17 protein-coding genes are annotated in these 14,207 nt (G+C 68.2%); 8 read left to right on the top strand and 9 right to left on the bottom strand.

The genetic code is table 11. The features are described from left to right. On the top strand, positions 1–303 hold a 303-nt coding region (locus tag I7S92_RS23040), incomplete at its 5' end, for a hypothetical protein (RefSeq protein WP_206761037.1). A gap of 20 nt (positions 304–323) precedes the next feature. On the opposite strand, the gene msrQ is transcribed toward I7S92_RS23040, so the two are convergent. Both msrQ and msrP read right to left on the bottom strand, forming a co-directional pair. Next, positions 324–932 carry a protein-methionine-sulfoxide reductase heme-binding subunit MsrQ gene (msrQ, locus tag I7S92_RS08420; RefSeq protein WP_197643061.1) on the bottom strand — a complete coding sequence of 203 codons (609 nt, stop codon included), beginning with the start codon at positions 930–932 and terminating at the stop codon, positions 324–326. Continuing rightward, a complete protein-coding gene (gene msrP / locus I7S92_RS08425) occupies positions 932–1,837 on the bottom strand; it encodes a protein-methionine-sulfoxide reductase catalytic subunit MsrP (RefSeq protein WP_197643062.1) in 906 nt (301 codons plus the stop codon). Before msrP ends, msrQ begins: the two co-directional genes overlap by 1 nt. Positions 1,838–2,098: 261 nt before the next feature. On the opposite strand from msrP, the gene I7S92_RS08430 reads away from it, so the two are divergent. The 3 genes from I7S92_RS08430 (at position 2,099) to I7S92_RS08440 (ending at position 4,963) form a co-directional block, all read left to right on the top strand. Beyond that, complete coding sequence (locus tag I7S92_RS08430) at positions 2,099–2,581, top strand: fasciclin domain-containing protein (protein WP_197643063.1); 483 nt, start codon at positions 2,099–2,101, stop codon at positions 2,579–2,581. 88 nt (positions 2,582–2,669) lie between these two features. Next, positions 2,670–3,155 carry a hypothetical protein gene (locus I7S92_RS08435; protein ID WP_197643064.1) on the top strand — a complete coding sequence of 162 codons (486 nt, stop codon included), beginning with the start codon at positions 2,670–2,672 and terminating at the stop codon, positions 3,153–3,155. Between the two features lie 167 nt (positions 3,156–3,322). Next, on the top strand, positions 3,323–4,963 hold the full coding sequence (locus tag I7S92_RS08440; protein WP_197643065.1) for a CHASE domain-containing protein: 1,641 nt from the start codon (positions 3,323–3,325) through the stop codon (positions 4,961–4,963). Between the two features lie 51 nt (positions 4,964–5,014). Here I7S92_RS08440 and I7S92_RS08445 read toward each other — a convergent pair whose 3' ends face one another. The 3 genes from I7S92_RS08445 to I7S92_RS08455 all read right to left on the bottom strand — a co-directional run bounded on the left by I7S92_RS08445 (position 5,015) and on the right by I7S92_RS08455 (position 8,485). After that, positions 5,015–5,956 (bottom strand): PRC-barrel domain-containing protein, encoded by a 942-nt coding sequence (locus I7S92_RS08445; protein WP_197643066.1) that lies wholly within the window; start codon positions 5,954–5,956, stop codon positions 5,015–5,017. 129 nt (positions 5,957–6,085) lie between these two features. Then, positions 6,086–7,666 (bottom strand): phospholipase D family protein, encoded by a 1,581-nt coding sequence (locus I7S92_RS08450; protein ID WP_197643067.1) that lies wholly within the window; start codon positions 7,664–7,666, stop codon positions 6,086–6,088. Positions 7,667–7,675: 9 nt separating this feature from the next. Beyond that, a complete protein-coding gene (locus tag I7S92_RS08455) occupies positions 7,676–8,485 on the bottom strand; it encodes a response regulator (RefSeq protein WP_206761038.1) in 810 nt (269 codons plus the stop codon). A 165-nt stretch (positions 8,486–8,650) separates the two neighbouring features. Between I7S92_RS08455 and I7S92_RS08460 the strand changes: the two genes are divergently transcribed. From I7S92_RS08460 to I7S92_RS08470, 3 genes are read left to right on the top strand one after another with little or no spacing between them, the layout of a single operon-like run. Next, entirely contained in the window at positions 8,651–8,839 is a 189-nt protein-coding gene (locus tag I7S92_RS08460; RefSeq protein WP_197643068.1) for a NepR family anti-sigma factor, read from the top strand. Next, positions 8,836–9,411 (top strand): RNA polymerase sigma factor, encoded by a 576-nt coding sequence (locus tag I7S92_RS08465; RefSeq protein WP_197643069.1) that lies wholly within the window; start codon positions 8,836–8,838, stop codon positions 9,409–9,411. The genes I7S92_RS08460 and I7S92_RS08465 overlap by 4 nt, the downstream gene beginning before the upstream one ends. Before the next feature lie 35 nt (positions 9,412–9,446). Further along, positions 9,447–11,105 (top strand): sensor histidine kinase, encoded by a 1,659-nt coding sequence (locus tag I7S92_RS08470; protein ID WP_197643070.1) that lies wholly within the window; start codon positions 9,447–9,449, stop codon positions 11,103–11,105. 57 nt (positions 11,106–11,162) lie between these two features. Here the strand turns inward: I7S92_RS08470 and I7S92_RS08475 are convergent, their stop codons facing one another. From I7S92_RS08475 to I7S92_RS08485, 3 genes are read right to left on the bottom strand one after another with little or no spacing between them, the layout of a single operon-like run. After that, positions 11,163–12,053 carry a DUF3618 domain-containing protein gene (locus I7S92_RS08475; RefSeq protein WP_197643071.1) on the bottom strand — a complete coding sequence of 297 codons (891 nt, stop codon included), beginning with the start codon at positions 12,051–12,053 and terminating at the stop codon, positions 11,163–11,165. After that, positions 12,046–12,465: a phage holin family protein gene (locus I7S92_RS08480; RefSeq protein ID WP_197643072.1), complete on the bottom strand. Its 420-nt coding sequence runs from the start codon at positions 12,463–12,465 to the stop codon at positions 12,046–12,048. Before I7S92_RS08480 ends, I7S92_RS08475 begins: the two co-directional genes overlap by 8 nt. After that, positions 12,465–13,064, bottom strand: a complete 600-nt coding sequence (locus I7S92_RS08485) for a hypothetical protein (protein WP_197643073.1) — start codon at positions 13,062–13,064, stop codon at positions 12,465–12,467. The genes I7S92_RS08480 and I7S92_RS08485 overlap by 1 nt, the downstream gene beginning before the upstream one ends. A gap of 255 nt (positions 13,065–13,319) precedes the next feature. On the opposite strand from I7S92_RS08485, the gene I7S92_RS08490 reads away from it, so the two are divergent. Next, positions 13,320–13,481, top strand: a complete 162-nt coding sequence (locus I7S92_RS08490; RefSeq protein ID WP_103257696.1) for a DUF1328 domain-containing protein — start codon at positions 13,320–13,322, stop codon at positions 13,479–13,481. Between the two features lie 135 nt (positions 13,482–13,616). On the opposite strand, the gene I7S92_RS08495 is transcribed toward I7S92_RS08490, so the two are convergent. Continuing rightward, complete coding sequence (locus tag I7S92_RS08495; RefSeq protein WP_197643074.1) at positions 13,617–14,093, bottom strand: hypothetical protein; 477 nt, start codon at positions 14,091–14,093, stop codon at positions 13,617–13,619. Positions 14,094–14,207 lie beyond the last annotated feature (114 nt).

Consider the following 14,207-nt stretch of genomic DNA (forward strand, 5'->3'; position numbering starts at 1 on the left):
ACCGCCCGCATATCCCTTCATTCATCCAATTTTCAAAGAGCTACCCGCAGACAAAAAACTTGCGATACACCAGCTACCTGGCGTATCCCTCGCGCCTTGCCTCCAGATTTTCCGAACCTCAGCGCCGTATCCCGCCGCTTCCGCCCGTCGCCGCCGCGTCTCCGCTTCGGTGAGGCGGTATTTACGAATACCAACCAAAACCCGCAAGAGGGAAAAAACGGAATCCTGCAAAAAACTTCTCACGACCGGAAAAGACCGCAAAATCTTGGGGTTGGCGCAAGAAAGGCCACAATGGAGCCCTGACCGGCGCAACTTCCTTTCCCTCAGGCCGCTGCGCTGCGGCGAGAGCGGCGGCGGGGAACAAGGCGCAGGCCCAAAAGCAGGGTCCCAAGCGCCCAATAGAGGAGAATCTCCCCGGTCCAGACCTTGGAAAGCAGTGCCAGATGCAGCAGCCCGGCCAGAATCGCGCCATAGGCCAGACGGTGCAGACGCCCCCAGGCCTGCGGTCCCAGCCGCCGGATCGCGGCATTGCTGGAGGTCAGGGCCAGGGGAATCAGCGCCGCGAAACCCGCCATGCCCAGAATCACATAGGGCCGCTTCACCAGATCCGCCGCCATCTCGGTCCAGCGCAGGCCCATGTCCAGCCAGACCCAAGCCACCAGATGCAGGGAGATGTAGAAGAAGGCGAGCAGCCCCAGCGCCCGGCGGAAGCGGATCAGGTTCAGCCCGGCCCGGCGCAATGGCGTGATCGCCAGCGAGGCCAGGAGGAACTGCAGCCCCAACTCACCCAGTCGATGCTCGATCGCCTTCACCGGCTCGACCCCCAGGCCTCCGGCCACCGCACCCCAGAGCAGCAGCAAAAGCGGCAGCAGCCCCAAGCCATAGACCACCCAGGTCGGCAGGCGCCGGGCCAGACCGTTCAGCCGCTCCATCAATAGTCCACCGCCAGGTCCTGCCCGGAATACAGGCTCGCGACCTCGGCCTCATAGCCGTTGAACATCAGCGTATCCTCGCGGCCCGCGAAAATTCCCGCGCCGACCCGGCGCTCGCTGGCCTGGCTCCAGCGCGGGTGATCCACCTTCGGGTTCACATTGGCATAGAAGCCGTATTCCTGCGGCTGAAGCATGTTCCAGGTCGTCGGCGGCATCCGGTCCACCAGCGAGATCCGCACGATCGACTTGATCGACTTGAATCCGTACTTCCACGGAACCACCAGCCGGATCGGCGCGCCGTTCTGCCTTGGCATCGCCTCGCCATAAAGCCCGGTCGCAAGAATCGTCAGCGGATGCATCGCCTCATCCAGACGCAGCCCCTCGCGGTAGGGCCATTCGATGAAGGGCGAGGACTGGCCCGGCATCTCCTCGGGGCGGAGCAGGGTCTCGAAGGCCACGAACTTCGCGCCGGGCTGCACGCCCACCCGCTCCAGAAGGCCCGAGAGCTGGAACCCGATCCAGGGCACGACCATCGACCAGGCCTCGACGCAGCGGAAGCGGTAGATGCGCTCCTCCAGCGGCTGGCCTTTCACCACGTCGGCTAGATCATAGCTGCCGGGCCGCTCCACCATGCCGTCGATCTGCACCGCCCAGGGATCGATGGTCAGGCCACCCGCGTAGCGCGCGGGGTCCTCCTTGCCGGTGCCGAATTCGTAGAAGTTGTTATAGCCGGTGATCTCCTCCAGCGTGTTCGGGGCCGCGTCGGTGGAATAGCGGCTCGCCGCCGCCTCGATCCGCCCCAGCGCAGGCGTCGCGGCCAGGGCGGCCGTGCCGGCGATCAACTGGCGGCGGTTCAGCCAGAGCGGTTTCGGGGTCACGTCGGACCAGGCAAGCTTGCGGGTCATGGCACCTCCTGAACGTGGGAACAATGATGCGCCGGTCGGCGGGAAAGGCAAAGCAATCCCGGTCACGTCCTCGGCAATCGACTGAAACATCCCCCTCCGGCTTCACTTCCATTTGAATTGCCGTCCCGGAAGGCCGCGGCTTAGCGCGACGACCCCGTCCGGCAAGGGCGGCTTACAAGGATTTTCGGGTGATCCGATGGTGCCTCTCGTCCCTATCTGCCGCGCCAATGACGGCAAACCGATCATGACAGGAGTGACCAGATGATCCGCAGAACCGTTCTCGCCCTGACCGCCTCCGCCTTCGCGATGCCCGTCATCGCCGACGACCACGCCAAGGACATCGTCGACACCGCCGTCGCCGCCGGCAGCTTCACCACGCTGGCCACCGCGCTGGAGGCCGCCGGCCTGGTCGGGACGTTGAAGGGCGAAGGCCCGTTCACCGTCTTCGCACCCACCGATGCGGCCTTTGCCGCCCTGCCGGCCGGCACGGTCGAGGATCTGCTGAAGCCCGAGAACAAGGACAAGCTCGTTGCCGTCCTGACCTACCATGTCGTCCCCGGCAAGGTGATGTCGACCGACCTGACCGAAGGCATGACCGCCGCCACCGTGCAGGGCGCCAATGTCACCGTCACCCTTGAAGGCGGCCCGAAGGTCAACGGCGCGGTGATCTCCTCGCCGGATGTCGAGGCGTCGAACGGCGTCATCCACGTCATCGACTCGGTGATCCTGCCGCCCGAGGGCTGATCGCTTGCCTCCGCCGCCGGGAACCCGTGTTTCCCGGCGGCGTTGTGTCTCCGAACTGCCGATCCGGCACCATTTCGGGAGACAGACCATGTTTCGCATGAAAACCCTTGCCGCCACCGCCGTGGTGGCCGTCCTTTCGACCTCTGCCTTCGCTGCCGTCGACCAGATCGCGAAGATCGACGTGACCGCCGACCTGACCGCGATCGGAAACGAGAAGGCCGCAGCCTTCTGGGCCAATCTGGAAACCGACCTCGAGAACGCCATCGCCGCCCGCGTCACCGACCGGGTGGCCGACACCGGGGCCGAGATCCTGGTCGACATCCGCGAGGTCGAACTGGCCAGCGCCTTCGACCGCGAGCTGAACCTGGGCGATGCGGTCCTGGTGGGTCAGGTGAACATCAAGGACGACACCGACAACTCGAACTTCGACGCCTACGAACTCAGCGTCTCGTTGGAGAACGCCCAGATCGTCCTGCCCGAGGGCACGTTCCTTCTCCTGTCCACCGACACCACCGGCGCCTACAACCGGCTGGTCGAGACCTTTGCCGACGGCGTCGTGTCCCGGCTGAAGTGACACCTCATCCACGAACCGATCGCAGCTGCATCCCGTCTGGGTTGCAGCTGCATTCATTAGGAGGCAGGATACCGATCGGGGAACGGCTCCCTCCGGGCATTGTTGAGACGAGTCGCAGACAGAATGTATCCCGTTACTGACCCCCCCGCCGCGACACCGGGCAGGACATGATGCGACGCAGGCCCGGCCCGCTGCCCGTGTTCGTGTTCCTTGCCGCGACGGCCGTCGGCGCCGGGCTGGTCTGGGCCGTCCATGTCGTCGAAAGCCAGCGGGACCGCACCGATTTCGAAGCCTCCGCCGACCTGGCCGTCGACCGTGTCGTGACGCGGATCGAAAAGCACGTCGTCCTGCTGCAGGCCACCCGTGGCCTCATCGCGGCGCAGGAGGGCGAGCTGAACCGCCTGGCCTTCGACCGTTTCATGGCGACCATCGACACGATCAACGAGCTGGGCGGCGTGCAGGGTCTCGGATTCGCCCGGTTGATCCCGACCGCCAACTCCCCCGCCGTCGAGGCAGAGATCGAGGCGCGTTACCGCGTCGACGTCCAGGTCCGCCCGCCCACGACCGAACCCTGGCGCACTCCGATCGTGATGCTGGGCCCCGTCACGGACCGCAATCTCGTCGCACTGGGCTATGACATGTATGTCGATCCGACCCGTCGCGCCGCGATGGGCCGGGCCATCGTCAGCGGCCTGCCGCAGATGAGCGGCCCGGTCGAGCTCGTGCAGGAAATCACCCAGGACAAGCAGACCGGCTTCCTGATCTATCTCGCCTTCGGCACCGGCCCGGATACTCCCACCTCCGGCTTCGTCTATGCCCCCTTCCGCGGCGGCGATCTCGTGCGCGCCGCTCTGGCGGCCGGTCCGCCGCTTCCGGTTGCCGTCACCGTCACCGACACCGAGGCGCCCGACCGGCCGATCTATACCAGCCCCGACAAGCCGCTCGGCCAGGGCCTCGTCCTGCAGCGCGCGGTCGAGCTTGCGGGCCGGCAATGGTCCTTCACGGTGCGGGAACTTTATCCGCCCGCCCCCTGGCGCCGCAACATCGGCAGCCTCCTGGTCGGGGTGATCTCGTTCCTCTTTGCCGGGGCCGCCGCCGCCGCCGTCAGCGCCCGCCAGAACGAGGCCGAGCAGGTCCGCGCCCTGGCCGCCGCCGCCCGGCGCGAGGCGGAATACCGCGGGCTTCTCCTCAACGAGATGAAGCACCGGATCAAGAATCATATCGCAAGGATCCAGTCCATCGCCCGGCAAAGCGCGCGCGGAGCCACGGACGTGAAGGCTTTCACCGATGCTTTCGACGCCCGGCTTCAGGCCATGGCCGCCGTGCAGGAGATCCTCGCCGGCACCGCCGTGCCCCAGGCCGACGTCCGCTCCATCCTGCGGACGGAGCTCCGTCAGGGCCTCGACACCGACCAGGTCGAGCATCTCATGGAAGGCCCGGTCGTGCGGCTGGACGAGCGGCAGGCCCATGCCTTCGCCATGGTCGCGCATGAGCTGGTGACGAATGCGATGAAATACGGCGGCCTCACGCCCGAGGGGAAGGGCCTGCGCATCGCCTGGTCCCTGGGCCCCGGCCCGGACGGGGCCGAAGAGGTGACGGTGGACTGGGGCGAACGCTTCGCCGCGACCCCCGAAGCCGGAGCCCCGCCCCCCGGCTTCGGCTCGCGCCTGATCGACGCCAGCCTGAAGGGAGAGCTTTCCGGCACACTGACCCGCGACTTCCATGCTGCGGGATTGCGGATCCTGTTGCGCTTTCCGCTCAAGCCTGCGGTCGGCGCGGCCGCGCCCGAGCAGATGGCCGCACAATGAAGGACGGCCCGCGCCGCCCGGCGCGGGCCGTCCTAGGTCGCGGGGGCGCGCTCACTCCTTCTTGAATTCGGGCAGCGCCTCAAGTTCTTCCTTGGTCATGTCGACCCAGATCGCCAGGTCGCCGCCGCTGCCCTGGGCCACGGTCAGCCGATCCAGCGGGATGGCCACGGCCTTGGCGCCGATCCCCAGGAAGCCGCCCACGTCCAGCACCACGTCGGTCACCTGGCCTTCGCCCGTCAGCACCAGATCCGAGATCTCGGCAATCGAATTGTCGGAGGTGTCGCGCACATTCGCCCCGGTCAGCATCTCGGCGGTCAGCGTCTCGCGCTCGACGGCGACATAGCCCTCGGGCAGGGTGACCGCCCCCGGCGGGGTGGTCGCGGTGTCACCCGCCGCAGTCGCATCGGCCGCAGCCGCCGCATCGGCGTCGGGAGCAGGCTCGGCGCCGGCGTTGGCGTCGGTATTGGTGTCGGCCGTCGCATCGGCGTTGGCGGCGTCCGCGTTCGCAGCGTCAGCGGCGGCAGCCTCATCGGTCGCGGCGGTGGTGTCGGCCGTGGTGTCAGTCGTGGCCGCAGCGCCCGGCACAACCCATTCCGGCGCGGTGTCCAGGGCGGCGCGGTCGGCCTGCATCACCAGGAACCAGTCGTCCGCATCCGTGGCGTCGTCCTGGACAAAGCGCAGGGCCGCCATGTCGACCGCGACCTGGCGCTCGCCGATTCCCAGGAAGCCGCCGATATCGACCAGCACCGCATCGACGCTGCCGTCACGGCCCAGAATGATGTCGTTCACTTCGCCGATGTCGTTCCAGCCCTCCTGCACGCCGTTATAGGCGTCGGCGTCAACGGCGGCCTCGCTGGCATAGATCCGCGCGCCGATCATGTCCGAAGCCGCAACCGCGGGCCCTGCGGCCTCGGTCTGGAACTGAGAGGTCTGGGCCAGCGCAGGATAGGCAAGGCCGGCCGCCATGGCGGTTGTAAGAAGCAGAGTTTTCACGGGACTCTCCTGTGTCTGTGATGCGGCAGGTCTTTCGCCGCTTGTACCGGGGATCAACGTCCCCGCATCCGGCGGGTTCCGGCCGGTTTCCGCGGTCCGGGCGCCCTTGGGCGGGAAAGCGCGCAAGGCTCAAACCATCTCGTCGGGAACCAGAGGGAAAGCGCGGCCGAAATCCTCGGCCGATTTCGGGTCATAAGGCAGGATGAAGCCCCGCCGCCGCGCGGGCGGCAGTCTCGCGTTCCGCGCCGCCAGCGCCCGCCAGGCCATCAGCGCCCTATCCGGATCGAAGAAATCCTCGCCCGCCCCCGACGGCAGCCAGTGCTCCATCAATCGCCGCCGCAGCGCGACCACTTCCTCCGGCCGGTCGATCACCAGCCCCGCCTCGGTATCCCAGCGCAGCGAGCGCCCGTTCAGGTTGGCCGAGGAGACGATCGCCCGCCAGTCGTCGAAGATGCTGACCTTGGCATGGATATAGACCAGCGGCGCGCCCTTCAGCTGCGCCCGGCCGCCTACCCTGGTCCTGCGGCGCTGCGCCGCCCCGCCGATGAACAGCCGCCGACCGAATCCCTTCCGCAGGATCCGCAAGGCCTGCGCCTGCAGGAACTCGCCCAGCCGCGCGTCCAGCCGGGTCGAGCCATCGAAAGCCACGTCATCCGGCGCGGCGGGCAGGATCAGGATCATCCTCAGCTCCGGGTTCCGCCGCGCCTCTCCGGCAAGGTGGCGGGCAAGGCGGCGGTCGCGGAAATACTGCGTCTCGACATAGATCAGCCGCCGCGCCCGCCCGATGGCCTCGTGATGCGCCGCCTCGATCTCGGCCACCAGGGGCTCGGGCGCGATCTGCCGCCCCGCCCAGCGCAAGCGCCGGCGCGAGAGCGTGCGGACAAAGCGTACCCCCTCGCGCCAGGGCGGGGCGGGCAGCGGGTCGGCCGTCCCCGCCACCGTCGAGAGAAAACCTTCCAGATGTGCTTTCGCATCCCCGGCCACCGGCCCCTCGATCATCAGTTGCACGTCATGCCAGGTCTCGTGTCCCGGCAGTTCGTGCTCGGGCGTGTCGTAGAACCTTTCGTCCAGATCCAGCCCGCCGATGTAAAGCCGCCGCCCGTCGATGACCGCCAGCTTCTGGTGATGCGTCGCGGGATGCAGCACCGGCACCGCCAGGACCCTGGGCCGGGGCCTGTGCTCCAGCGGCCCGGCCAGCAGGCGCCGCACCCCCGGCATCTCGCGCAGCGCAGCCAGGCGGCGGGGCGGGAGTTGCCGGCGCAGCCAGCGGCTCAGGCGCGCAAGCCGCGACAGGACCAGCGGCCAGAACAAGAGCCGCGGCCCGATCCCCGCCACCGCCGAATGCATCGCCGGGATCACCTGCAGCCACGCGCCCGGCCCGGCAAGTTCGGCCGCCGCCCAGAACATCCTGACCGTCCGCCAGGTCGCCCGGTGCAGCCGGGGCCGCGCGACGGGATCGAAATCCGACAGGATAACCGTCACCCGCACCCCCCGCCGCAGGGTGTGGATCACCAGCTCGAACCAGGTCCGTCCCACCGCCAGCCCTTCGGCCGAGCGCAGCCGGGTCTTCAGGTCGAAGACGCGGAACCCGGCCAGGATCTCGCTTTCGGCGCTCAGGAAAGCCCGCTCCAGCGCGGGATAGGCTTCGGCCGCGGTGACCAGCACCGCGACCCGGCCTGCAACGGGCGCGACGGAGTCCGGCTCCGCCATCCCATCGGGTCAGGGGCGCAGACTGTCGGTCGACGAGAAGAACATCGCCTGACTGACAGCCGAGCGGACCTGCTCCTCGGTATAGGGCTTGTTGATCAGGAAGGCCGGTTCGGGCCTTTCCCCTGTCAGAAGCCGTTCGGGGAAGGCGGTGATGAAGATCACCGGAATATCGCCGAACTGGGCCAGGATCTCGTTCACCGCCTCGACGCCCGAGGAATTGTCGGCCAGCTGGATATCCGCCAGGATCAACTCCGGCCGCTCGGCCGCCGCCATCTTCACCGCCTCCGCATGGGTGCGGGCATTGTCGGTGACCCGGTGCCCCATCCCCTCGACGATCGCGGCGATGTCCATGGCGATGATCGCCTCGTCCTCGATCACCAGCACCGAGCCGCGGACCGAGTCTTCCATCTCGCGGATCGCGGTCTCGACCAGATGCTTCGCCTCGGCCTCGTCGATCCCCATGATCGCCGCGACCTGGTCCAGATCGAAACCCTCGATCGTGTTCAGAAGCAGCGCCTCGCGCGAATTGTGGGTCAGCCGCGCCAGATGCGCCTGGGCGGCGCTTGCCAGCCCGCCCTCGGCCTCGGCCACCGGGGCGCCGGAACTGGACCAGACCGAATGGAATACGGCGAACAGCGCGACCCTGGGGTCGTCATGCTGCGCCAGAAGGGCCGGCTCGGCGACGACAGCCTCCAGCACCGCCACGGCATAGCGGTCGCCGCTGGTCTGGTTTCCGGTCAATGCACGGGAATAGCGGCGCAGATAGGGTAGATGGCGGGCAACGGTTGCCGAAAGATCCACCGTGTCCTGTGCGAGCATGTACAAACTCTCCCTCGTCATTTTCGCTATGCGTCGCAGGGCCAACGCTCCACCGTGGCTTCGGTTCCACAGGGGCGGATGGATCGGCAAATTTCGGCTCCGCCTTGGAACCATGTGTATGTTGAAGGCGTTCGTCCATCACGAGTGAGTGGGAAGCAGAGCGATATGACGAGAGAAAAGGACGAAGATGTCCCCAAAAGGCAGGCGATACGGGCACAGATCGACGAGAATCTGAAGCGTGTCTATACCTCGGCCCTGGACGAAGAGCTTCCCGAGCGGTTCCGAGAGCTTCTGTTGCAGCTCAAGGCGCGCGAGGCCGCGAAGGACGGTGGGAAGGATGGCGGAAGGTCATGACCGGAAGCACCGATGTCCCCGAAGACCCGCGCGACCGGCTGGCGGGCGCGATCCCTCGGCTGCGCGCCTTCGCGATCAGCCTGGCCCGCGACGTGACCCAGGCCGACGACCTTGTGCAGGACACGATTCTGAAAGCATGGTCGAACATGGACAAGTTCGATCCCCGGACCAACCTGGACGCCTGGCTTTTCACCATCCTGCGCAACACCTTCTATTCCGCCCTGCGCAAGACCCGGCGCGAGGTGCAGGACACCGACGGCGTCCACGCCGCCGCCCTGGCCGAGAAGCCCGCGCATGACTCGCGCCTCGCGTTCAAGGATTTCCAGCGCGCCTTCGACATGCTCTCGCCCGAGCATCGCGAAGTTCTCATCCTGGTAGGGGCCTCGGGCTTTTCCTGTGAGGAGGCGGCCGAGATGATGGGAGTTGCCATCGGCACGGTGAAAAGCCGCGCCAGCCGCGCCCGCAAGCGCCTGGCCGAAATCCTGCACCTGGCCGAAGGCGAGAATCTGTTCTCGGGCACCGACGGGCCCACCCAGGCGGTCGTCTTGCGCGCCGCTTCGGGTGCGCGTTGACATTGGCAAGGGCGGGCAGACTCGCGAAAAGCACCTTGGGCTTCCGCTTGGGCAGCACGCTGGTCCTGGCGCTGATGCCGCTTGGCGTTCTCTCCGTCGTCCAGACCCAGTCCGCCCAGAACGAGATGGTCGCCTCCACCCTGGAAGGCGTGGCCGGGGCCTCGCTCAAGGCGGTGCAAGAGCAGATCGACCTGATCAACGACGCCCGGATCTCGGCCCGGGTAATGGCGGCCGCCCTCTCCATCACGCTCAGTGAACACGGCTCCTGCTCGGACCGGGCAAAGGCCGTGAACGACGGTCTGCCCAGCGCGGCCCTGGTCGCCTATCTGCCGATGTCCGGCCTGATGAGCTGCTCCTCGACCGGCGCTGTCCACGACTTCGGCACCAGCGCGCATTTCCGCACCGCGATCTCCCGGCCCGAGCCGATGGTCATGTACAACCCGCATGGGGAGGTCTCTGACACCGCCGTCGTCGCCGTGACGCATCCGGTCTTCGACCGGCAGGGTGCCCAGACCGGGATCGTGTCGATCTCGCTTCCCTATTTCTCGGTCGCGCCGCAGGCCTATGCCGATCCCGTCGCGCTCTGGCAGCCGGTCTATCTTGCCACGATCCGGGGCGACGGCACGCTTCTCATCGGCTCCGATCCCGGCCGCGACCTGGCCTCCGCCCTTCCCCCCGGCGTGACCGCCGCCTCGCTTGCCGAACGCGCCGGCAAGCCCGCCCTGCTTGAGGACGAGGGTGCCAGCCGCATCCTCTCCGTCACTTCCGTCGCCCGCGACCTTTACCTGCTTTCGATCTGGCAGCGCGAAAGCGCCGGTATTCTCAGCCCTGCCAGCTGGGTGGCGCCCTATCTGCTGCCTGTGCTCACCTGGCTGGCCGCGCTTGTCGCCGCCAGCTTCGCCTCCAGCCACCTTGTCGTGCGCCATGTCCGCGCCCTGTCGCGCTCGATGTCCGACTACATGGCGACCCGCAGCCGCATCATGGTGCCCGACATCACCGACGCGCCTGCCGAAATCCAGCGCCTGCACGCCGTCTACGAACAGCTGATCCGCACCATCGAGCACGAGGAGGCCGAGCTTCAGAACCTGATCGTGGACAAGGACGTCCTCCTGCGCGAGGTGAACCACCGCAACGGCAACAGCCTGCAGATCATCGCCTCGGTGATGCGGATGTATCGCCGCGAAAGCCGGGACGACGAGGTGCGGGCGATCCTCGACGGCCTGATCAACCGCGTGATCGCGCTGTCGTCCACCCACAGCAGCCTTTACAGCATGACCGGCCGCCGCGACGTGCCGATGGACGAGATCCTGGCCGGCGTCGTGCGGCGGCTCAAGGAAATCCACGGCGTCGCCCTTGGCGTGGCGCGCAAGCATTTCGATCCCGTCCGGATGCCGGTCGAGGCCGCGGTTCCCCTTGCCATGGCCCTTGCCGAGATCATCGGCTGCCATTTCCACGCCCGCTCGGTCGCCAGCGAAGGCGTGGACATCTCGTTTCGGGAAAAGGACGGGGAGATCTGCCTCAAGGTCGAAGGCCCGATCGTGCCCGAGTTCCTGCCCGAGACCCTGAGCGGGATCGCCGCCCTGCCGCGCCGGATGCTGCTTCAGTTCGCCGCGCAACTGCGTGGCAAGGTGGCGATCCGCTCCGCAGACAACCGCTCGGCGGTCGAGGTGACCTTCCCCCATATCGCCGTCTGAGACGATTGCGGCCGGCCCCCTGTTTCGGGGACCGGCCGCATGAATTTGCCGGATGGATCAGTGCCGGACGTCGGTCCCGCGCCAGGCATGTTCGGGACGCAGCACCAACCGCGCGCGCTCGATGTCGCGGCCCATCGCCGACTTCAGCTCCTGCGCCAAGTCGCTGGCCCTGGTGACCTCGGCCCGCGCGGCGGCCTTGGCGTCATCGACCAGCTGGTCGCGGGCATCGCCCATCAGCCGGTCCTCCAGTTCGGTCGGGGGGAACATGCAGGCCACCGCCGCCCCCGCCGCCGCCATGGCCATGCCTGCGGCAAGCGGGTAGGTCTCGACAACCTCGCGCCCCTTGGCGGTCGCGGCCACGCTGGCGGTGTAGACCCGCTCCCGCGCCTCCAGCGCCTCGGCCCGGGCGGCTTCGGTCAGCCCCTCCAGCCCGTGCCCCAGCGCCGCGCCCGTGTCGCGCGCGAAGGCGCCCATCACCGCGGCCCGATGCTTGGCCAGCTCCGCCGCCGGGGTCAGGCCGTGCCGCGCCGCATGGTCGATCTGCCGCAGCAGATCGGCCGCGCGGGCGCGCAACCCCTTGGCCCGGGTCAGCCACTCCTCCTCGGGATCGACCGGCTCGGCCAGCGGCGGGCCGCCCTCGTCCTCCCAGCGGGTGAGGGCCTCGAACTTCTCGGGCGGACGGGGATGCCTCTCCGCCGTCTGCCGATGCCGGCCCAGGATCAGCGCCGCCAGCGCCACGCCCGCCACCGCCGCGACAAGGGGCTGCGCCCGTATCGCATGGTCCAGCCGTGACAGCAGAGGCGCGGCCTGCGCGGCCAGCGCCTCCTTGCCCTGTTCGACCAGCGCCGAAGGGGTCAGCCGGTCATGCAACTCGGACAGGGACCTCGCCAGTTGCATCCGGTCGCGCTCCAGTTCGCGTTCGATCTCATGGCAATCCACGTCAGACATGTCGCACTCCTTCCTCGCTTATGGCGGCGCGCACCGCTTCGGCATCGCGCCGAACCCCGCGCAGCGCCCGGTCGGGCCATAGACCCCGCAGCCGCAGCGCCGCGCGCCCGGCCAGCGCCAGCACAAGGGCCAGCACGCACAGCGCCAGCCCCACGATCAGCGCCGCCCAGCCCGCCCCAAGACCGGCCTCGGCCAGAGCGGCGACGGCGGCACCGGCCAGGACGTTCAGCCCGACCAGCGCCAGGATCGCCGCCAGCACGATCTTGACCAACCCACCCACGGCCATCCGCAGACCCGCGCCCGCCTCGGCCCTGGCCAGCATCAGCTCGCCCTTGACCAGACGCCCCAGACCCGTGACCACATCGGACAACAGCGTGCCCGTGGGCTCGGTGCTTTCCGCCGGGCCCGGCATCAGACTCGCGGCCCCTGGTGACGGTCATGCTCGGCCATCCGGCGGTGCGCCGAAGACCGCACGAAGCGCGCCGCCGCAAAACCCACTACGGCCGCGGCCGCCATGAAGGCCCCCGGATGCCGCCGCGCCATCTCGCGCACGTCCGCCGTCAGATCCGAGACCGACCGCTGCCGCAGCACGTCCGAGGCCTGCGTCAGCCCCTGCGCCACGCTGCTCAGCACCTTCGACTTCAGCGCATCGCCGTCCTCGCCGTCGGCCGAGCGTTGCAGCGTCGCCGCCAGCCGCTCGCCCACGTCCGAAAGCGTCTCACGCGCCGTATCGGCCTTTTCCACCGCGACGTCCTTGACCGCCGCAAGGGTCGATCCCGCACCCGAGACGATCGCCTCCTTGGCATCCTTCAGGCGCGACCGGCCCTCGTCCATCGCCTCCGAGGCGCTGTCCTTCAGGCCGTCCAGCTTGCGCTTGCCTGCGTCCATGACGTCGCCCGCCTTCTCCATCGCGGCGGCGCCGCCCTCGCTCGCGGTTTCGGCCAGCGACTGGGCCAGGTTGCTGCCCGAGCCTTCCGACTGGTCGTCTGATTTCTTGTAGGTCCCGTTCATGGCAGATCTCCTGAAATTTCCGGGGTAAGGTCCATGCACGGCGCCAGGGTCCGGCGGCTGTGCGTCACGATCTGACAATGCGAAAGCCGCCGGATCGGTTCCCGTCCGCTGCCCCACCCCCGCACCCGGTCGGCCAGCCCCCGCCTGCCGCAAACTTTTTCCTGCCCCGGCGGAACCTTGGCCCCCGAGCGGGTGTTGAGTCGCAAAACGTCATCCTGCGCGGCTTCCCCGCGCCCTGACCAAAGGAGAAATCCCATGCTCAGTTGGGCAGTCACATTCCTGATCATCGCGATCATCGCCGGCGTCCTTGGCTTTGGCGGCATCGCGGGCACCTCGGCCGGGATCGCGCAGATCCTGTTCTTCATCTTCCTGGTGCTGTTCGTCATCTCGCTGTTCCGCGGCGCGCTCCGCCGCTGAGCCGACCCCCCGAGGGGCGACGGTCCTTCCCTGCCGTCACCTCTCGATCTGGGGCTGCAGCTTCGGTTGCAGCCCCTTTTTCATGCACGATCCTTTCGGCCGCGCTTCTTTCACGAGCGATCATGTCTCATAGGATCAGGCGGCGACCGGCTGGGTCGGCCGCTGCGGCTGGATCTGCAACAGCACCCGGATCCGGTCCTGCGCCATCCGCCCGTCCAGCCGTTGCAGGAAGGCCCGCAGCGATTCCAGCGCCGGCCCCTCCTGGATCGCCAGCACCACCTCCGACCCCGGCTTGCGGCGCAAGGACGGCAGGAAGGTCAGGATCGCGCACATCAGCGAGAACATCGCCTCGCCATCCTGCGCGTTTCCGGCCAGCACCAGCCGATCGAGCCCGCCCAGATCGCGGATCACGCCATGCAGATGCCGCAGCGAGGCGCTTTGCCGGAAATCGGTCCAGATCATCTGCGCGCCGGGCAGGGAAAGCTCGGCCAGCGTCATCCGCACCAGAGAGCTTCCGGCCACGATCACCACCGCGCCGTCGGCACGGCGCAACTGGTCCAGCGGCAAATCCAGCGCCGCCTCGTTCAGCAGGGTCACCGTTGCATGGCTCATGGCTCGTCCTCCCGTCCGGGCATGGGGCAAACCCCAAGGACGGCCCCCGGTTCCCTCGGGGCCCACAGGTTCCACGCCGGGAACCGGGGTGGGCCAGCGCCGTTGTCGGGCGGA

The organism is Tabrizicola soli, from assembly GCF_015999335.1.
GTDB lineage: Bacteria > Pseudomonadota > Alphaproteobacteria > Rhodobacterales > Rhodobacteraceae > Tabrizicola > Tabrizicola soli.